Below are 19,509 nucleotides of genomic sequence, written 5' to 3'. Positions count from 1 at the left end.
AGGAATGTCACATAGCAGCCTGCCGACAATAAGAATAAACTATTCAGCGGGCATTGTAGTCATTGGAATTAAAAATGACCGCGTTCACCTGGCTACACTCAAGAGCATGCATGATAAAGCAGAATGGAAGGAGAGAGGTTTGACAAAGGGTACGCAACGACGCGTGGTGTTTTTTGATCTCGACGGCACGCTACACCAGCAGGACATGTTCGGCACCTTTATGCGTTATCTGCTGAAACACCAGCCGCTGAATTTACTGCTGGTGGTGCCATTGTTGCCGGTGATTGGCGCGGGATTACTGTTTAAAGGGCGCGCCGCGCGCTGGCCGATGAGTTTGTTGCTGTGGGCCATCACCTTCGGTCACAGTGAAAAACGCCTGTTGCAGCGCGAAGCCGAATTTGCTCGCTGGTTCCGCCAGCGCGTCACCGCTTTCCCGGTGGTACAGCAGCGACTGACGGATTATCTCAGTAGCGATGATGCCGATGTCTGGTTAATCACCGGCTCGCCGCAATCGCTGGTGGAGCAGGTGTATTTCGATTCGGCCTTTCTGCCGCGCGTACAACTCATTGCCAGCCAGATGAAGCCTGGACGGGGTGGGCGTCTTCTGGCCATGCGGTGTCTGGGGCATGAAAAAGTGGCGCAGCTGGAGGAGAAAATCGGCACGCCGCTGCAATTGTACAGTGGCTACAGTGACAGCAAGCAGGATAACCCGCTGCTCTTCTTCTGCCAGCATCGCTGGCGCGTCACCCCACGTGGTGAGCTGCAGCAGCTGGAATAACCTCGCTATTTCGCTATAATGCGCCGCCCTTAATTGCCCGCAGGAGTTACCCGGTGAACCCACAGACTGATGAATACTGGATGCGTCACGCTTTACGCCTCGCACGTTTGGCGTGGGATCAGGGGGAAGTGCCGGTCGGTGCGGTACTGGTGCAGGGGGACAGGGTGATTGGCGAAGGCTGGAACCGGCCAATTGGTCAGCATGATCCCACCGCTCATGCTGAAATCATGGCGCTGCGTCAGGGGGGGAAAGTGCTGGAAAATTATCGCCTGCTGGACACCACGTTATACGTCACGCTCGAACCCTGTGTGATGTGTGCCGGAGCGATGGTGCATAGCCGGATTACCCGACTGGTGTATGGCGCGAAAGATGAAAAGACCGGTGCCGTTGGTTCGCTGCTGGATGTGATTGGTCATCCCGGCATGAACCACCAAATCCAGCTGACATCCGGTGTGCTGGCGGAAGAATGCGCCGCGATGCTGAGTGATTTTTTCCGTATGCGACGTGAGCAGAAAAAAGCGCTGCGTCAGGCACAGCGCGACGCGGGTTAATTCATCGCAATTTTCGGTTCGACAGCGGGGTAACCGGCTCCCAGTTCCGCTTCCATGGCTGACTGCTGCGCCAGCCGTTTGTCCTGCTCCTGTAAATATCCCACCAAACTAATCTGATACTTACGGATATTTTCCACGTAGTTATACGCCTCATGGCCACGCGCAAAGCCATAAGTGGTTTGCGCGTAGTAGCGTTTTTGACTGAGCATCGGTAAACGCAGCTTCACATCGGCCCAGCTATCGGGATTGCCACCTTGTTTGGCTGTCAGCTTACGTGCGTCCAGCATGTGGGCATAGCCCATGTTATAGGCGGCCAGTGCAAACCAGATACGTTCATCTTCCGGGATGGTCTCTGGCACTTTTTCCACCATGCGTTGCAGGTATTCGCTGCCACCGCGAATACTTTGTTCAGGATCGAGACGATCGGCAACGTCAAGGCTATCGGCAGTGTTACGCGTCAGCATCATCATACCGCGCACGCCAGTGGGTGAAGTTGCCTGCGGATTCCAGTGCGACTCCTGATAAGAGATCGCCGCCAGCAGACGCCAGTCGATGCTGGCGGCATACTTCTCGAATAACGGCTTGATATCCGGCAGGGTATTGTCGATGGCGCGCAGGAAGGTACGGGTATCGACGTAATCAAATGTGCCGACATGGCCGAGATACTTCTCCTCCAGCCGCGCCATGGTGCCTTCTTCACTCATCTGGCTATAGAAGTCGAGCATCGCCGCATTCAGGCTGTCATCTTCTTCATTGCGCGGCAGATACCAGGTGACGGGTTCTTCATCGGTGATATCAAAGGCCACCGCCAGCTGCGGGTGGATGCGTTGCAGCAGGCCAATGGTGACAGAATCCCCCACGGTGTAGTCCAGCTTGCCGTCCGCCACCGCTTCCAGCAGTGCTTTTTGCCCCTGGTCGGTCGCGATAGACCAGTCGAGATCAGGATAGTTTCCGGTTTTTGCGGAACGTAAAGTTGACAGGTACGCAGAACCGGACTGCACAATCAGGCGGCCTTTCAGATCACCGAGGTTTTTGGGCCGCGGCTTATCAATGCGATACACCAGCTGTTGCGATACCGAGTAATAACTCGGCCCGGTCTGATAACGGGCAATGCGATCGTTGTTGTAGATCAGGCCCGCCGCCAGCAAATCTGCCTTACCATCATCAAGATCGTCAAACAGGTCACCGAGGTTCGGACGCACCGTTACCTGGAGTTTGACGCCAAGATAATCGGCGAAGCGCTTTGCCAGCTCGTAATCCATACCGGCTGGTGCATTGTTGATGGTGTAGTACGTCAGCGGGGAGTTTACGGTACTGATGCGCAGTACTCCCCGTGATTTGATCTGCGATATCGCGTCTTTGCCACCCCCATACCAGGGGATCGACGGCCACAGTGCCAGCGCAAGTAGCACGGTGATCAGACCGATAAGCAGATAGTTTAATTTCAGGCGTTTCAAATAGTTGTCTCTCGCTGGCTCTAAGGCCTCTGTCTTTAAAAGGCAGTATTGATCTTGTATGAACTCCCAGAGCGAAGGGCATTTTGCGCAACAAAGCGAGCCGGAGCAACTTATATAGCAAGATTTGCGCAAAATTCAGGCAAATCCTGATGCCTATAAATTCTGCGCAAACGGTTTCGTAACCGGTGCTGTTTCTCTATAATACGCCCCGTTTTCCCTGTTGCGCCCAATGAAGCGTCGCCCGGCGCTTCGAAGACGAGAGATCTTTAATGATGGAAATTCTGCGTGGTTCGCCCGCCCTGTCGGCATTTCGTGTAAACAAACTGCTGACCCGCTTTCAGGACGCTCATCTGCCGGTGAGTGATATTTACGCCGAGTACGTCCATTTTGCCGATGTCAGCGCGCCATTGAGTGCGGACGAAAAAGCCCGCCTGCAACGCTTGCTGAAATACGGTCCGTCTCTCGCCGAACATGCGCCACAAGGGCGTCTGTTGCTGGTGACGCCGCGTCCAGGTACCATTTCACCCTGGTCTTCCAAAGCGACCGACATCGCCCACAACTGCGACCTGCCGCAGGTGCGTCGTCTGGAACGTGGTATGGCGTTCTATGTCCAGGCACCGCAACTGACCGAAGCGCAGTGGCAAACCCTTGCCAGCCTGCTGCATGACCGCATGATGGAAACGGTATTCGCCGATCTTAATGATGCGCAGCAACTTTTTTCTCATCATGAGCCGCAGCCGCTGAAAAGCGTTGATGTGCTGGGCGGGGGCCGTCAGGCGCTGGAACAGGCTAACACCACGCTGGGTCTGGCATTGGCCGATGACGAAATCGACTACCTGCTGAACGCCTTCACTGGGCTTGGTCGCAACCCGAACGACATTGAACTCTATATGTTCGCCCAGGCGAACTCTGAGCATTGCCGTCACAAAATTTTCAACGCCGACTGGATTATCGACGGTGAAAAACAGCCGAAGTCGCTGTTTAAAATGATCAAAAACACCTTCGAACAAACGCCCGACCATGTGCTGTCTGCCTATAAAGACAACGCGGCGGTGATGGAAGGTTCTGAAGTTGGCCGTTACTACGCCGATGCCGAAAAAGGCGAATATGATTTCCATCAGGAAGCTGCGCATATCCTGATGAAAGTCGAAACCCATAACCACCCAACGGCAATTTCTCCGTGGCCAGGTGCTGCGACCGGTTCCGGTGGTGAAATCCGTGACGAAGGCGCAACCGGACGGGGTGCCAAACCTAAAGCGGGTCTGGTGGGCTTCTCGGTTTCCAACCTGCGTATTCCAGGCTTTGAACAGCCATGGGAAGAAGACTTCGGTAAGCCGGACCGTATCGTAACGGCGCTGGACATCATGACCGAAGGCCCGCTGGGTGGCGCGGCGTTCAATAACGAATTTGGTCGTCCGGCACTGAACGGCTACTTCCGTACTTATGAAGAACGCGTAAACAGTCACAACGGTGAAGAACTGCGTGGCTATCACAAACCGATCATGCTGGCGGGCGGCATCGGTAACATCCGTGCCGATCACGTGCAGAAAGGCGAAATTGTGGTGGGTGCCAAGCTGATCGTGCTGGGTGGCCCGGCAATGAACATCGGCCTCGGTGGCGGTGCAGCCTCATCCATGGCTTCGGGCCAGTCTGATGCTGACCTCGATTTTGCCTCAGTACAGCGTGACAACCCGGAAATGGAACGTCGTTGCCAGGAAGTGATCGATCGCTGCTGGCAGCTGGGCGAAGCTAACCCGATTCTGTTTATTCATGACGTGGGCGCGGGCGGCCTGTCTAACGCGATGCCGGAGCTGGTCAGCGACGGTGGCCGTGGTGGTCGCTTCAATCTGCGTGACGTGCTGAGCGATGAGCCAGGCATGAGCCCGCTGGAAGTGTGGTGTAACGAATCGCAGGAACGTTATGTGCTGGCGGTTGCGCCGGACAAACTGGCGCTGTTCGATGAACTGTGTCAGCGTGAGCGCGCACCTTATGCGGTGATTGGTGAAGCCACCGAAGAACAGCATCTGAGCCTGGCGGATAGCCATTTCGACAACAAACCGATCGACATGCCGCTGGATGTGCTGCTGGGCAAAACGCCGAAGATGACGCGTGATGTGGTCAGTCAGCAGGCGAAAGGTGAGATGTTGCAGCGCGACGGCATCACCCTTGCTGACGCGGTAAACCGTGTACTGCATCTGCCGACGGTGGCAGAGAAAACCTTCCTCGTCACCATCGGTGACCGTACCGTAACCGGCATGGTGGCACGTGACCAGATGGTCGGACCGTGGCAGATTCCGGTTGCCAACTGTGCAGTGACGACCGCCAGCCTCGATAGCTACTACGGCGAAGCCTTCTCACTGGGCGAACGCGCGCCAGTAGCATTGCTCGACTTCGCCGCGTCAGGCCGCCTGGCGGTGGGTGAAGCCCTGACCAACCTGGCAGCAACGGCCATTGGCCCACTGACACGCGTGAAGCTGTCCGCGAACTGGATGGCGGCAGCCGGTCACCCGGGTGAAGATGCCGGTCTGTATGAAGCCGTGAAAGCGGTTGGCGAAGAACTTTGCCCGGCACTGGGTATTACCATCCCGGTGGGTAAAGACTCCATGTCGATGAAAACCCGCTGGCAGCAGGGGAATGAGCAGCGCGAAATGACATCACCGTTATCGCTGGTCATCACCGCCTTTGCCCGCGTGGAAGACGTGCGCCGTACCGTGACGCCAGAATTGCAGGCTGACAAAGACAACCTGCTGCTGCTGGTGGATCTGGGCAATGGCGCAAATACGCTTGGTGCAACGGCGCTGTCCCAGGTCTATCGCCAACTGGGTGACAAACCGGCGGACGTGCGTGACGCGGGTCAGCTGGCTGGTTTCTTTAACGCTATCCAGGCGCTGGTGGCTGAGCAGAAACTGCTGGCCTACCATGACCGTTCCGATGGCGGCCTGCTGGTCACGCTGGCTGAGATGGCGTTTACCGGACATTGCGGTATCGAAGCCGACATCGCGGCGCTGGGTAGTGATGCACTGGCGGCGCTGTTTACCGAAGAGCTGGGCGCAGTGATGCAAATCAACGCTGCTGACCGTGATGCGGTGCTGAAGACTTTCGCTGATCATGGCCTGATGACCAATGTCCATGTGATTGGTCAGGCGCAGCCAGGCGATCGCTTTGTGATTCGTTCTGGCGAGCATGCGGTGTACAGCGAAAGCCGTACCACGCTGCGTACCTGGTGGGCAGAAACCACCTGGCAGATGCAGCGTCTGCGTGATAACCCGGCCTGTGCCGATCAGGAACATGAAGCGAAGAAAAATGACAACGATCCTGGCCTGAATGTCCACCTGACCTTCAAACCGGAGGAAGACGTGGCTGCGCCGATGATCGCGACCGGTGCGCGTCCGCGCGTGGCGGTGCTGCGTGAGCAGGGCGTCAACTCCCACGTTGAAATGGCGGCAGCCTTCCATCGTGCAGGTTTCACCGCGGTCGATGTGCATATGAGCGACCTGCTGGCGGGCCGTCGCGGTCTGGAAGAGTTCCATGCGCTGGTTGCCTGTGGTGGCTTCTCCTACGGAGACGTATTGGGCGCGGGTGAAGGCTGGGCAAAATCCATCCTGTTCAACAGCCGCGTGCGTGATGAGTTCGAAAACTTCTTCCACCGTCCGCAGACGCTGGCGTTGGGCGTATGTAACGGCTGCCAGATGATGTCCAACCTGCGTGAGCTGGTACCGGGCAGCGAACTGTGGCCGCGCTTTGTGCGTAACCAGTCAGAACGTTTTGAAGCGCGCTTCAGCCTGGTGGAAGTGGCCGCCAGCCCGTCGCTGCTGCTGGACGGCATGGCCGGTTCGCATATGCCGATCGCTGTGTCACACGGCGAAGGCTTTGTTGAAGTGCGTGATGGTGCGCATCTGGCGGCGCTGGAAAGCAAAGGTCTGGTGGCACTGCGCTTCGTGGACAACTTCGGTAAGGTGACCGAGACTTACCCGGCCAACCCGAACGGTTCCCCGAACGGTATCACCGCTGTCACCAACGAAAGCGGTCGCGTGACCATTATGATGCCGCACCCGGAGCGCGTGTTCCGTACCGTGAGCAACTCCTGGCACCCGGCAGAGTGGGGCGAAGACAGCCCATGGATGCGTATTTTCCGCAACGCGCGTAAGCAGTTGGGTTAAACGTACCCGGAGCGATTTATCGCGCATCAGGGGTGTCCATCAGGACACCCCTTTTTTATGGTGTCGGAAAACAGCGACACCGCTACGGTTAGCCTGTCGCCAAAAGGTGACATTTAACGCATTGATATTATTAGGTGTAATTTTTCCTTCAAAAACGCGTTGCTAATCAGCGACAGTTTTTTCGGACCGGACGGTAAATTTTTTGCGCTGGTTATCATTCTGAGAAAGCATTTGTCTGATTATTAACGCTATTTTATTTTTGGCACGATGTTTGCTATACTCATTACGTTGCTCATTCTCCTGCTTATGATTGCCCCGCATTGCGGTTGAGCTCATAAAAACTGAATGACGCACCAAACGGTGCCTGCCGTCCACCCAACCGATAATCGCTTGCTTTGCAACGTTATCAAGCATCGGACGTAACGTTGAGTTAGGCACCACCTTATTCCCGCGTGAGGCATTCGGCGTCACGCTCAACGGCAGGCCATCGCGCCTGCCGTTTTCTTATCTGTGCTTTCTTCCGCTTTCAGACTCCGCTAGCATTCCTGCAGTAGAAATTTAAGGAAATCCGGTTGTGAAGAGATGGCGTTTATTTCCCCGTTCGCTGCGTCAGCTGGTGCTGATGGCGTTCCTGCTGGTCCTGCTGCCACTGCTGGTGCTGGCGTGGCAGGCATGGGAAAGCCTGTCGGCGCTGAGTAATCAGGCGGCGGACACCAATCGCAACACCTTTACCGATGTCCGTCGCAGCGAAGCGATGGCGCGTACCGCCATCGAGCTGGAACGTAGCTATCGTCAATATTGCGTGTTAGGTGATGACAGCCTGGCACGGCTCTATCAGACGCAACGCGCGCACTACGGTCAGATGCTCAGCACCCACGCTGCCAGCCTGCCGGATTTGCCCTCGTTCAAACTGTTAGCCGCAACGCTGCCGCAGCTGGAAACGCTGCAATGTGCCAGCGGCAATCCCTCCGCACCGGCATCGACTGCCCTTGAGCACTTTTCCGATACCAATGCGCAAATGGTGCAGGAAACCCGCGAAGTGGTGTTTTCGCGGGGGTTGCAATTGCAGCGTGAAATTGCCGATCGTGGCCAGTTTTTTGGCTGGCAGGCGCTGATATTGTTCCTGATCAGTCTGGCGCTGGTGCTGTTGTTTACCGGCATGATTATCGGGCCGGTGAAGCGGGTGGAGCGGATGATCAACCGGCTGGGTGAAGGCAAGGCGCTGGGGGACAGTATCAGCTTCCGTGGTCCGCGTGAGATTCGCTCGCTCGGCAAACGTATTGTCTGGCTGAGTGAACGCCTGAGCTGGCTGGAAGCGCAACGCCACGAGTTTTTACGCCATCTTTCCCATGAGCTGAAAACGCCACTTGCCAGCCTGCGCGAAGGCACCGAATTGTTAGCCGATCAGGTGGCGGGTCCACTGAATAGCGAGCAGCAGGAAGTGGTGGCGATTCTGGATACCAGCAGCCGTCATTTGCAGCGTTTGATCGAGCAGTTGCTGGATTACAACCGCAAACTGGCTGATGGCCCGATGGCGCTGGATGTTGTGACGCTGGATACTATCGTCGATACGGTGGTGAAATCGCATTCGCTGCCAGCCCATGCGCGCCAGATGAGCACCCATGTGGATTTACAGGTCAACCACTGTCTGGCTGAAGCCACCTTGCTGCAACGGGTGATCGATAACCTTTATTCGAACGCCGTGAACTACGGTAGCGAATCCGGTAACATCTGGCTGCACAGTCAGCAGAAGGGCAATGAGGTGTGGATTGAGGTGGCAAACACCGGCACACCGATTCCGGCTGAAGAGCAGGCGATGATCTTTGAGCCTTTTTATCAGGGCAGCCAACAACGCAAGGGGCCGGTGAAAGGCAGTGGACTGGGTTTAAGCATCGCCAAAGATTGCCTGCGCAGGATGCAAGGCGATTTGCAGTTGGTGACACACAAGGACGCGGATGTCTGTTTTCGTATCATTTTGACTACCACCGCCGGGAATGCCTGATCAATGAATTTATCCCTCAAAAAAATATTTGCCGGTAGCCTGCTGGTATTCAGCCTTGCGGGCTGCCATGCACCTTCTACAGACAGCGCCCTCAGAGACGACAACATTCAGCCGGAGCCACAGGTACGTCTGCCGGACTATCTGGCGACGGATTGCGGCAATGTCTGGCAAATTGAGTACCCGGCTGCCATGAGCAACCCATTGTATTGGCAGCGAGCGATTGATTGTGCCGAGCGTCTGTCACCGGCTGAAGCCCGGGCGGAAGCACGCCGCTGGCCGGTGCAGGGCTGGTCACGTGCCTTTAAGCAGGGCATATTGCTGGCTAACGGTAACGTGACGCCGCAGGAGCGCCGCGACTATGTTGAGGCGCTGGATGGCTACAGCACGACGTTTCCGGCGGCAGTCCGCCCGCTGATTCAGTTGTGGCGGAGTAATCAGGCCGCTCAGCTTGAACTGAGCGAAGCACGTGGCCGTTACGCGCGGCTACAGCAAAGTACCGATTCCGAGCTGGATAGCCTGCGCCAGCAGCAACGCACGCTACGTACCTCGCTGGCGGATATGCAGCATAAGCTGGAGCGCCTGACGGATATCGAGCGTCAGCTGTCCTCGCGCAAAGCGCCCGACAGCAGCGATACGTCGCGCAGTGCCAGCGGTACGGCGAATGAGGAGCAGCCATAATGAAACAGGCCGCACGATTATTGCTGGTGGATGATGATCCGAGCTTGCTGAAGCTGCTGGGCATGCGTCTCAGCAGTGAAGGCTATCAGGTCGCGACAGCGGCCAGCGGGCCGGAAGCCTTACGTCATCTGCAAAAAGAGAAGGTTGATCTGGTGGTCAGCGACCTGCGGATGGATGAGATGGACGGTCTGGCGTTGTTTGGCGAAATTCAGAAACGCCACGCGGGCCTGCCGGTGATCATTCTGACTGCGCATGGTTCGATCCCGGAAGCCGTCTCTGCCACCCAGCAGGGCGTATTCAGCTTTCTTACCAAACCGGTAGATCGCGATGCGTTATACAAAGCGATTGATGAGGCTCTGGCGCTACGTGCGCCCGAAACCGATGATGGCTGGCGCGAATCTATCGTTACGCGCAACCCGCTGATGTTACGGCTGCTGGAACAGGCGCATATGGTGGCGCAATCCGACGTCAGTGTGTTGATTAACGGCCAGAGTGGCACCGGTAAAGAGGTGCTGGCGCAGGCGATTCATGCCGCCAGCCCACGCGCCAGTAAACCTTTTATCGCCATCAACTGTGGCGCGTTACCGGAGCAGTTGCTGGAGTCTGAGCTTTTCGGTCACGCCAAAGGGGCGTTTACCGGTGCGGTGAGTGCTCGCGAGGGGTTGTTTCAGGCGGCGGAGGGCGGCACGCTATTCCTCGATGAGATTGGCGATATGCCACAGGCGCTGCAGGTGAAGCTGCTGCGCGTGCTACAGGAACGCAAGGTTCGCCCGCTCGGCAGTAATCATGATGTCAGCATCAATGTGCGCATCATTTCTGCCACCCACCGCGATTTGCCCAAAGCGATGGAAAAGAAAAGCTTTCGCGAAGATCTTTACTATCGCCTCAACGTGGTGAACCTGAAGATCCCGGCGCTGCATGAACGTGCCGAAGATATTCCCCTGCTGGCGAACCATTTGCTGCGTCAGTCTGCCGATCGTCATAAACCCTTTGTGCGCAGTTTTTCGGTAGATGCCATGAAAAGGTTGGTGGGAGCCAGCTGGCCGGGTAATGTGCGTCAACTGGTGAACGTCATTGAGCAGTGCGTGGCGCTGAGTACTTCACCGGTGATTGGTGATGCGCTGGTTGAACAGGCACTGGCGGGTGAGAACACCGCGCTGCCGACCTTTGTCGAAGCCCGCAATCAGTTTGAGCTGAACTATCTGCGTAAGCTGCTGCAAATGACCAAAGGAAATGTGACCAATGCTGCGCGTCTGGCTGGACGTAACCGCACCGAGTTTTATAAGCTGCTGTCGCGCCATGAACTGGACGCCAGTGATTTTAAAGAGTAGCTTTCTGCCGCTGCGATTCGGCCTGTTGCCCCAGCATTCGGACAGAAAGCAGGAGAAAGTCCTGTTTTGACGCCACAGACGGCTCTGAGCCAGCGGCTGCGGCAGGAACATTTATACTATCTGTTACCCGTCCGGCCACGGAGGGAGTGAAAAAAGGATCTGTGATGAAAAAGATCGATGCAATTATCAAACCATTTAAACTCGATGATGTACGCGAAGCGTTAGCGGAAGTCGGCATCACCGGGATGACGGTCAGCGAAGTGAAAGGATTTGGTCGCCAGAAGGGGCACACTGAACTGTATCGTGGTGCCGAGTATATGGTCGATTTTCTGCCGAAAGTAAAAATCGAAATGGTGGTGGGCGACGATATCGTTGATACCTGCGTTGAGACCATCATGAAAACTGCACAAACCGGCAAAATCGGCGACGGTAAAATCTTTGTCTTTGACGTGGCACGTGTGGTGCGTATCCGTACCGGTGAAGAAGACGAAGAGGCGATCTAATCGCCACGGCAAACTGATGTAGCGGCGCGATTTATCGCGCTATTTTTTTCAGCAATGCCACCATCCAAAAGCGCGCAATAAATTGCGCCGCTACAACCTGGTACGATATTGGGTTGCGGCGCATTTATTTTCTCATGCCGGGTAGGGGGCCTGAACTTACAGCACCTTATGCGGGCCAAACACTTCGTAATGAATACGGTCAGCTGCAACACCCGCATCCAGCAACTGGCGCGCGACAAACTGCATAAACGTCAGCGGGCCGCAGAGCCAGAACTGACGATCGGGCTGGCTGAGTTCAGCCGAGACGCCTGCTAAATCCATCAATCCCTGCGCATCATAATGACCAGCGTCTGCGGCGGCAGGCTGGCGATACCAGACGTGGCTGCTAAAGTTGGGCAGACGGCTACCCAGCGCCTTAACTTCCCCGGCGAAGGCATGCTGCTTACCGTCTTCTGTCGCATGCAGCCAGGTTACCGCTGCCGGATGCTGTTGTTCTGCCAGGCTGGCGAGCATCGCCAGCATCGGCGTCTGGCCGACACCCGCTGAGATCAGGGTGACAGGGGTAGCAGGCTCAGCCTGGAGGAAGAAATCACCCGCCGGTGCCGCGCACTGCACCACATCCCCGACCTGCGCCTGATCATGCAGCCAGTTAGATACCGCGCCCTGATCTTCACGTTTCACCGCAATACGATAGAACTGACCATTTGGCTGGTGGGTGAGTGAATATTGACGATGTTGCAGATTGCCCTGGCTATCCGGACGCAGGGTGATGGCCAGATACTGGCCGGGCAGGAAATCCGCCACCGCTCCACCATCCACTGGTTCCAGTTCAAAGCTTTTAATCACGCTGCTCTGCGGCTGAATGGCACGAATGCGGAAATCACGCGCACCACGCCAGCCGCCGGTTTTCGCTGCGGATGCGCGATAAATCGCCTCTTCGCGCTGGATAAACACCTCAGCCAGCACGCCATACGCCTTGCCCCATGCCTGTAACACATCGTCGCCCGGATTCAGCAGCTCCTGAATGGTCGCCAGCAGATTTTCACCGACGATGGCGTACTGCTCGGGCTGAATATTCAGGCTGGTATGTTTCTGGGCGATTTTTTCCACCGCGGGTAGCAGCACTTCGAGGTTTTCCAGATTGCTGCCGTAGGCGCAGATGGCGTTGAACAGCGCTTCACGCTGGTTGCCGCTGCGCTGATTGTTCATGTTGAACACATCTTTCAGTTCCGGGTGCTGCGTCAGCATACGCTGATAAAAGTGACCGGTGAGTTGGGGGCCTAATTCGGCAATGGCGGGCAGGGTGGATTTGATGATAGCGATGTCTTGCGCGTCAAGCATGGGTGAATCCTCATAGCATTTTAAAAGTTGTATTTTAAATACATCTTATGCGCGCAAGCAGTGGTTGTAAATCCCCCTGAATGCTCAGGGATAATTCAGGTTTACTGGAATCTCTCACACAAACCTGAAATTTTTTCCGCTTCATTCTGAGAAAATATCGTGACTCTCTGGCTTGCAAAAATGCGTAAAAAACCCGTTCCAGCGCCTTGCCAATCGTTTGCGTAAAAAGAGGGGATTGCTGCTACCGTCACCTGACAAAACGGTTTACACTGTGGGCCTTCGCCCCTTCGCGGGGCTTAAATTGCCGTTAAAAAGTTAGCTGAGTCAGGAGATGCGGATGTTAAAGCGTGATATGAACATTGCCGATTATGATGCCGAGTTGTGGCAGGCGATGGAGCAAGAGAAAGTGCGTCAGGAAGAGCACATTGAACTGATTGCTTCTGAAAACTACACCAGCCCGCGCGTTATGCAGGCGCAAGGTTCACAGCTCACCAATAAATACGCGGAAGGGTATCCGGGCAAACGCTACTACGGCGGATGTGAATACGTTGATATCGTTGAGCAGCTGGCGATTGACCGCGCGAAAGCGCTGTTCGGCGCTGATTATGCTAACGTGCAGCCGCACTCTGGTTCTCAGGCAAACTTCGCTGTCTACACCGCACTGCTGCAACCGGGCGATACCATTCTGGGTATGAACCTGGCACACGGTGGTCACCTGACTCACGGTTCACCGGTTAACCTGTCCGGTAAACTGTATAACGTGGTGCCTTATGGCATCGATGAAACTGGCAAAATTGATTACAACGAGCTGGCAGAACTGGCGAAAACCCATAAGCCGAAAATGATCGTCGGTGGTTTCTCTGCCTACTCTGGCGTGGTTGACTGGGCAAAAATGCGTGAAATCGCGGACAGCGTTGGCGCTTACCTGTTCGTTGACATGGCACATGTGGCTGGCCTGATCGCCGCTGACGTCTATCCAAACCCGGTTCCGCATGCGCATATCGTGACTTCAACCACCCACAAAACCCTGGCGGGTCCGCGCGGCGGCCTGATCCTGGCGAAAAACGGTGATGAAGAGCTGTACAAAAAACTGAACTCCGCAGTATTCCCTGGCGGCCAGGGCGGCCCGCTGATGCACGTGATCGCCGGTAAAGCTGTCGCGTTCAAAGAAGCGATGGAACCTGAGTTCAAAACTTACCAGCAGCAGGTGGCTAAAAACGCGAAAGCGATGGTGGAAGTGCTGATTGAGCGCGGTTACAACATCGTATCCGGCGGCACCTATAACCACCTGTTCCTGATTGATCTGGTGAGCAAAAACCTGACCGGTAAAGAAGCGGATGCCGCGCTGGGCCGTGCTAACATCACCGTCAACAAAAACAGCGTACCGAACGATCCGAAAAGCCCGTTCGTGACTTCCGGTGTACGTATCGGTACGCCAGCAGTGACCCGTCGTGGCTTCAAAGAAGCAGAAGTGCGTGAACTGGCAGGCTGGATTGCTGATGTGCTGGACAACGTCAACGACGAAGCGACCATCGAACGTACCAAGCAGAAAGTGCTGGATATCTGTGCACGTCTGCCGGTTTATGCCTGATTTGGTTTTAACATCTGATGCTGGCGTTTTTGCGCCAGCATTTTAAGTAAATCGAAAGTGCATATAAGAACTTTTATAAAGTCTGCTCATCTCAGAATGATTTTTTGAGTTTCTAATTATTGATGTTTCAATTATCGTATGAGGGTGAAATAAGATCTAATTCCGCACACAATCGAATGGCATGTTTGGCGTTTTTTACCCCCATTTTCTTCACAACATTTGCCATATGAAATTTTACTGTGCTAACAGAGAGGCCTAATATTCTGGCAACTTCGGGATAGGTATTTCCGATACTACTCCAGTAAAGTATTTCCATTTCACGAGATGTAAGTTCTTTGATGCTTTTTTCATTGCTATTCTGTTCGTTTTTATATATTTGAAGCAACATTTCATGAATCTGAACCAGAATCCAATGCAATTTTTCTTTTGAATTTTCGAATAATTCATCGAGTTCCGGTCTGTAGAGCCTATCGGAGGCGAATGATAAAACAGCCATGCAGCCATAAGGATCATGTAAAACAAAAGAGTAGCCATAGAGAATGTTATATTCTTTCGCTAATTCAAAGACTCTACTGGGTGTAGGTTCAAAGGCAATTCTGATGTTTTCATCCCATTTAAATGATGAGAAATTGTTCAGTGATTTTATAACAATGGGATCGATATTCTGATATTTTTTCTCGAAATATACTTTAAAGAAATCTGAAACATTACTAATGGCAATCATGTTCTCGGGATTTTTTTTGTCCATCACAACATAAGCATATTCCAGTGGGCCAAAAGCAACCAAGAGTTTTTCAAGAACCTCTTTGATAGAAGCGTTCTTTTCTTCATCAGAAAAAAAACCTTTTTTAATCATCGCCTAACCTTACATGATTATCTATAGAAAAAACTGGGGAGATTATAACAGCAGAATTAATTGAAAATGTGTGTGCATAGCGTGGACTTTTCTGATCTTTGATAAGATAATTCTCATTTAATCAAAGCGGTAAATTGAATTTTTCATTTCGAATTCTGCTTCAGAATTTAGTATATCTCATTTTGTAAAATGCGTACGGCCAAGACTGTTCCTGAATTCTTGTAATATAAGACGTGAGTCACAATAAACATAATTTGGGATGTTTCGCTTTTCCGTTCATCCTATAGAGAAAAGAGGATTCATGTTACGCAAATTAGAAACCCTCTCTGCCCGGCACAAAGTTGCAGAATATCAGCCAGTCACCTGTTTTCTATCATACCCGCCATGAAAAGGCATCAGACTGGATCAGCCCCCACCACACCAGATTCAAAAGGCACCAGGTGGCACGCTACGCGCTGGCCACCGGATTTCACGGCCAATACCGGCCGCTCAGTACGGCAGCGATCAGTAACAAAAGGGCAGCGGGTATGAAAGCGACAGCCGGCAGGGGGCGAAAGCGGGCTGGGGAGTTCGCCGGTCAGACTGACGTTTTTACCGCGATCGTTGGGATCCATACTCGGTGCCGCGCGTAATAAGGCCTGGGTATAGGGATGCAATGGCTTGATAAACAGCGTTTCGGTATCCGCCACTTCCACCACTTCGCCGAGATACATCACCGCCACACGATGTGAAATGTGCCTGACCAGCCGCAGATCATGGGCAACGAACAGCACCGTCAGATTGAGTTTTTGCTGCAAATCCAGCAGCAGGTTCACCACCTGCGCTTGCACCGACACATCCAGCGCCGAAACCAGTTCATCGGCGATTAACACCTGCGGCTCCACGGCCAGCGCCCGGCTGATGCCAATACGCTGGCGCTGTCCGCCGGAAAACTCGTGCGGCAGTTTATCGATGGCGTCGGCAGGCAGGCGCACCAGTTCCATCAGCTCACGGATGCGGGCGGGAATATCTTTTTTCGCACACATCCCGTGCACCGACAGGGCTTCGGTCAGCACCTGGCCGACGGTCATACGCGGGTTCAGTGAACTGTAGGGATCCTGAAAAATCATCTGTACCTGGCGATTAAAGCTGCGTCGGGCTTTGCCGCGCAACGTCGCGATGTCTTTACCATTGAAGTAGATTTTTCCTTCATTGGTTTGCAACAGGCCGACCATGGTGCGTGCCAGGGTGGATTTACCGCAGCCGGACTCGCCAACCACGCCAAGCGTCTCACCCTGCATCAGCTCCAGCCTGACGCCGTTCAGCGCCTGCACAAACTTACGGGGTTTACCCTGAATTTTTTCGAGAATGGTCTGCGCCACCGGGAAGTGGACGATGGCCTCTTCGACGCTGACGATCGGCAGGCTGCTGTGTGACAGGGTTTCAACCATCTCAGATGCCCTCCATGACGTTAAGGTTAGCGTGATGATGACAGGCAACCTGATGTTCGGGATTCAGCGCTTCAGGGGGCGGAACCTCCCTGAGACAGATGTCAGTTTTATAACGACAGCGCGGGCTAAAACTGCACCCCTGCGGCAGGTTGAGCAGCGACGGCGGTGTGCCCTCAATCGACAGCAGCGGTTTTCGCTCGCCACCGCTTTGCGGGACTGAAGCGATCAACCCCTGGGTGTAGGGGTGACGGGGCTGGCTGAAAATTTCCCGCACCGGTGCAGTTTCCACGATGCGGCCGGCATACATCACCGCCACGCGATCGCACAGCTGGGCAACCACGCCGAGATCGTGGGTGACAAAAATAATCCCCATCGCCAGCTGGTCACGCAGGTTGAACAGCAGCTTGAGGATCTGTTCCTGAATGGTGACATCCAGCGCGGTAGTGGGTTCGTCGGCCAGCAGCAGACGGGGATTACCCGCCAGCGCGATGGCAATCATCACGCGCTGGCGCATCCCACCGGAAAACTGGTGCGGATAATCGTCGAGACGCAGTTCTGGCGCGGGGATCCCCACTTGATTCAGCAACTCAATCGCCCGCTGGCGGCGTTGTTTGCGCTTTAAATCGGTGTGGGCAGCCAGGCTTTCCTCAATCTGCCGCCAGACGGTCAACACCGGATTGAGGGCAATCATCGGCTCCTGAAAAATCATCGCAATTTCACCACCGCGAATGCTGCGCAGTTCGGCCGGCTGCATGCGGGTAATCTCGCGGCCCTGCCATTTGACGGAGCCAGAAACCTCGGCGCTGGCGGGCATCAGGCGCAGCAGAGAACGCAGCGTCACACTTTTTCCCGAACCGGATTCACCGACCAGCCCAAGAATCTCTCCCGGATTGAGGCTGAAGCTCACGTCCTGAATCGCCCGCAGGCTACCGCGCGAGGTATGAATTTGGGTGTTGAGCTGCTGCACCTCAAGCAAAGGGGAAATCGGGCTGGACATAATTCGCTCTCATTGTTGCTAACGGCTGCCAGGACGCAGCCAGTCTGCCAGCAGGTCGCCAAACAGGCTGAATCCCAGTCCGGTTAATACGATGGCAATGCCGGGAAAAATCGTTATCCACCATGCGGTATCCATGAAATTTTTACCGGAGGCGATCAACACGCCCCATTCGGCGGCGGGCGGTTGTGCACCGAGGCCGAGATAACCGAGGCTGGAACCCAGCAGGATCGCCAGCGCCATATCGGTCATCCAGTACACCAGCGTAGTAGTAATGACGTTCGGCAGCACGTGACGGAAGATAATGCGCGGCGTGCTGTAGCCCATGACTTTACCGGCTGCCACGTACTCCAGTCGTTTCTGAATACTCACTTCACCGGCAATTAATTTGGCGTAGAACACCCAATAAATGATGCCGACGGCGATATACATGCTATTCAGGCCCGGGCCGAGAATGGCGACGATAGCGATGACCAGCACCAGCAGCGGAAACGTCACTACCGCATCAACGATCCTTTGAAACAGCATCTCGGCCACGCCGCCAAAATAACCGACCAGCAGCCCAACCAGCGTGCCGAACACCATCGGGAAAAGTGTGGTAAAGAAGGCGATTTGCAAATCGACCTGGTAGGCATACACCACGCGCGAAAAGATATCGCGGCCAAAGTTATCGGTGCCAAAAAAGTGTTGCAGGCTCGGCCCCTTGAGGATGGCGCGATAGTCAAACTTCAGCGGGTCGGCAGTGGCAACCAGGTGCGGAAAAAACGCCATCAGCAGGCTGAGCACCAGAATGACGCAGCCCAACAGCGACGACCAGGGCAGGTATTTGCGCCACTTCCGGGTGAGGGAACGCTGGACAATCAATTCACTCATCGTGCCCTCCTTGGGTCAATCATCACCTGTACGATGTCGGTGATAAGGAAAATCAGCGATACCAGCACTGACAGCACGATCACCAGCCCCTGAATCATCGGATAGTCACGGCTGAAAATGCTATCGACCATCAGGCGCGCGATGCCGGGAACGGCGAACACCGTTTCAGTGATCACCGCGCTGCCGATGGTGGTGCCGATATTGAGGGCAAACAGGCTCAGCATCGGGATCAGTGAGTTGCGTAGCACATGGCGCAGCAACACCACCCGATTGCTCAGCCCTTTAGCGCGCGCGAAGGTAATGTATTCCGCATCCAGCACGGCGATGATCGAGTTGCGCAGGCTGCCAATCAGCACCGAGGTGATGCTCACTGCCAGCGTCATCGCCGGAAGAAACAGATGATAGATGCGCTGTCCCCAGGTATCGCCATAACCGCCGACCGGGAACCAGTGCAGCTGTGCGGCGAAAACGGTCAGCAGCACCAGGCCGATATAGAAAGAGGGCATCGACAGCGTGACCTGTGATGCGCCGCGAATGGTGATGTCAGTCGCGCTGTTGCGTTTAAGCGCGGAAATAAAGGCCAGCGGGATCGCCATCAGCAGCGAAAACAGCGCGGCCATGCCGGTTAACAGCAGGGTGACCGGCAAACGTTCGGCGATCACCGCCGTCACCGGGGCATGCATCGCATAGGAGTTGCCCAGATTGCCGCTGGCCACCTGCCGCACAAACCCGGCAAACTGCACGGGCAAAGACTGATCCAGCCCCAGCTGTTGATTGATACGATTGACATCAGTGTCGGTGGCGCGGTCGCCGATCATCGCGCTGGCGGGATCGCCGGGCAGTAGACGCACGATGGTGAACGTCACCACCAGAATCACCAGCAGCGTCGGGATGATCAGCAGGATGCGTTTTAAAATATAACTCAGCTCGGTCAACACGTGCTCCCAAATCCAGCGTAGTGGCG

The 19,509-nt window shown here is 54.9% G+C and carries 16 protein-coding genes; 8 read left to right on the top strand and 8 right to left on the bottom strand.

What is annotated here, in order from left to right; all coding sequences use genetic code 11:
- Positions 1–139 precede the first annotated feature (139 nt).
- Together yfhb and tadA are read left to right on the top strand one after the other, a co-directional pair.
- A complete protein-coding gene (gene yfhb, locus CUN67_RS15140; RefSeq protein ID WP_208716110.1) occupies positions 140–778 on the top strand; it encodes a phosphatidylglycerophosphatase C in 639 nt (212 codons plus the stop codon).
- Between the two features lie 53 nt (positions 779–831).
- Entirely contained in the window at positions 832–1,329 is a 498-nt protein-coding gene (tadA, locus tag CUN67_RS15135; RefSeq protein WP_208716109.1) for a tRNA adenosine(34) deaminase TadA, read from the top strand.
- Here the strand turns inward: tadA and mltF are convergent.
- A complete protein-coding gene (mltF, locus tag CUN67_RS15130; protein ID WP_208716108.1) occupies positions 1,326–2,786 on the bottom strand; it encodes a membrane-bound lytic murein transglycosylase MltF in 1,461 nt (486 codons plus the stop codon). The two genes, tadA and mltF, sit on opposite strands and share 4 nt — an antisense overlap.
- A gap of 269 nt (positions 2,787–3,055) precedes the next feature.
- Here mltF and purL point away from each other — a divergent pair, with 269 nt between their 5' ends.
- Complete coding sequence (purL, locus tag CUN67_RS15125; RefSeq protein WP_208716107.1) at positions 3,056–6,946, top strand: phosphoribosylformylglycinamidine synthase; 3,891 nt, start codon at positions 3,056–3,058, stop codon at positions 6,944–6,946.
- Positions 6,947–7,108: 162 nt separating this feature from the next.
- On the opposite strand, the gene CUN67_RS15120 is transcribed toward purL, so the two are convergent.
- Positions 7,109–7,384, bottom strand: coding sequence for a hypothetical protein (locus CUN67_RS15120; protein WP_208716106.1), 276 nt, complete (start codon positions 7,382–7,384; stop codon positions 7,109–7,111).
- Between the two features lie 136 nt (positions 7,385–7,520).
- Here CUN67_RS15120 and CUN67_RS15115 point away from each other — a divergent pair, with 136 nt between their 5' ends.
- The 4 genes from CUN67_RS15115 (at position 7,521) to glnB (ending at position 11,460) form a co-directional block, all read left to right on the top strand.
- A complete protein-coding gene (locus tag CUN67_RS15115) occupies positions 7,521–8,948 on the top strand; it encodes a sensor histidine kinase (protein ID WP_208716105.1) in 1,428 nt (475 codons plus the stop codon).
- Positions 8,949–8,951: 3 nt separating this feature from the next.
- Complete coding sequence (qseG, locus tag CUN67_RS15110; protein WP_208716104.1) at positions 8,952–9,626, top strand: two-component system QseEF-associated lipoprotein QseG; 675 nt, start codon at positions 8,952–8,954, stop codon at positions 9,624–9,626.
- Positions 9,626–10,957, top strand: coding sequence for a two-component system response regulator GlrR (glrR, locus tag CUN67_RS15105; protein WP_208716103.1), 1,332 nt, complete (start codon positions 9,626–9,628; stop codon positions 10,955–10,957). The genes qseG and glrR overlap by 1 nt, the downstream gene beginning before the upstream one ends.
- Positions 10,958–11,121: 164 nt before the next feature.
- Complete coding sequence (glnB, locus tag CUN67_RS15100) at positions 11,122–11,460, top strand: nitrogen regulatory protein P-II (RefSeq protein WP_007886217.1); 339 nt, start codon at positions 11,122–11,124, stop codon at positions 11,458–11,460.
- A 156-nt stretch (positions 11,461–11,616) separates the two neighbouring features.
- Here glnB and hmpA read toward each other — a convergent pair whose 3' ends face one another.
- Complete coding sequence (gene hmpA, locus CUN67_RS15095) at positions 11,617–12,801, bottom strand: NO-inducible flavohemoprotein (protein WP_208716102.1); 1,185 nt, start codon at positions 12,799–12,801, stop codon at positions 11,617–11,619.
- Positions 12,802–13,138: 337 nt separating this feature from the next.
- Between hmpA and glyA the strand changes: the two genes are divergently transcribed.
- On the top strand, positions 13,139–14,392 hold the full coding sequence (glyA, locus tag CUN67_RS15090) for a serine hydroxymethyltransferase (RefSeq protein ID WP_208716101.1): 1,254 nt from the start codon (positions 13,139–13,141) through the stop codon (positions 14,390–14,392).
- Between the two features lie 127 nt (positions 14,393–14,519).
- Here the strand turns inward: glyA and CUN67_RS15085 are convergent, their stop codons facing one another.
- The 5 genes from CUN67_RS15085 to CUN67_RS15065 all read right to left on the bottom strand — a co-directional run bounded on the left by CUN67_RS15085 (position 14,520) and on the right by CUN67_RS15065 (position 19,483).
- Positions 14,520–15,248, bottom strand: coding sequence for a helix-turn-helix transcriptional regulator (locus CUN67_RS15085; protein WP_208716100.1), 729 nt, complete (start codon positions 15,246–15,248; stop codon positions 14,520–14,522).
- A 395-nt stretch (positions 15,249–15,643) separates the two neighbouring features.
- Positions 15,644–16,678: an ABC transporter ATP-binding protein gene (locus CUN67_RS15080; RefSeq protein ID WP_208716099.1), complete on the bottom strand. Its 1,035-nt coding sequence runs from the start codon at positions 16,676–16,678 to the stop codon at positions 15,644–15,646.
- 1 nt (position 16,679) lies between these two features.
- Positions 16,680–17,675, bottom strand: a complete 996-nt coding sequence (locus tag CUN67_RS15075; protein ID WP_208716098.1) for an ABC transporter ATP-binding protein — start codon at positions 17,673–17,675, stop codon at positions 16,680–16,682.
- An 18-nt stretch (positions 17,676–17,693) separates the two neighbouring features.
- Positions 17,694–18,545 carry an ABC transporter permease gene (locus tag CUN67_RS15070; RefSeq protein ID WP_208716097.1) on the bottom strand — a complete coding sequence of 284 codons (852 nt, stop codon included), beginning with the start codon at positions 18,543–18,545 and terminating at the stop codon, positions 17,694–17,696.
- Positions 18,542–19,483, bottom strand: a complete 942-nt coding sequence (locus CUN67_RS15065) for an ABC transporter permease (protein WP_254711355.1) — start codon at positions 19,481–19,483, stop codon at positions 18,542–18,544. Before CUN67_RS15065 ends, CUN67_RS15070 begins: the two co-directional genes overlap by 4 nt.
- Between the last annotated feature and the right edge of the window lie 26 nt (positions 19,484–19,509).

The sequence above is a fragment of the Pantoea cypripedii genome (genome assembly GCF_011395035.1).
GTDB classification, from domain to species: Bacteria; Pseudomonadota; Gammaproteobacteria; order Enterobacterales; family Enterobacteriaceae; genus Pantoea; species Pantoea cypripedii_A.
This window is presented reverse-complemented; position numbering and strand designations above follow the sequence as displayed.

Excerpts from the sequence above, each read along its gene's own strand:
- purL (WP_208716107.1), top strand. The coding sequence starts at position 3,056 with ATGATGGAAATTCTGCGTGGTTCGCCCGCCCTGTCGGCATTTCGTGTA.
- qseG (WP_208716104.1), top strand. The coding sequence starts at position 8,952 with ATGAATTTATCCCTCAAAAAAATATTTGCCGGTAGCCTGCTGGTATTC.
- glrR (WP_208716103.1), top strand. The coding sequence starts at position 9,626 with ATGAAACAGGCCGCACGATTATTGCTGGTGGATGATGATCCGAGCTTG.
- glnB (WP_007886217.1), top strand. The coding sequence starts at position 11,122 with ATGAAAAAGATCGATGCAATTATCAAACCATTTAAACTCGATGATGTA.
- hmpA (WP_208716102.1), bottom strand. The coding sequence starts at position 12,801 with ATGCTTGACGCGCAAGACATCGCTATCATCAAATCCACCCTGCCCGCC.
- glyA (WP_208716101.1), top strand. The coding sequence starts at position 13,139 with ATGTTAAAGCGTGATATGAACATTGCCGATTATGATGCCGAGTTGTGG.
- CUN67_RS15085 (WP_208716100.1), bottom strand. The coding sequence starts at position 15,248 with ATGATTAAAAAAGGTTTTTTTTCTGATGAAGAAAAGAACGCTTCTATC.
- CUN67_RS15080 (WP_208716099.1), bottom strand. The coding sequence starts at position 16,678 with ATGGTTGAAACCCTGTCACACAGCAGCCTGCCGATCGTCAGCGTCGAA.
- CUN67_RS15075 (WP_208716098.1), bottom strand. The coding sequence starts at position 17,675 with ATGTCCAGCCCGATTTCCCCTTTGCTTGAGGTGCAGCAGCTCAACACC.
- CUN67_RS15070 (WP_208716097.1), bottom strand. The coding sequence starts at position 18,545 with ATGAGTGAATTGATTGTCCAGCGTTCCCTCACCCGGAAGTGGCGCAAA.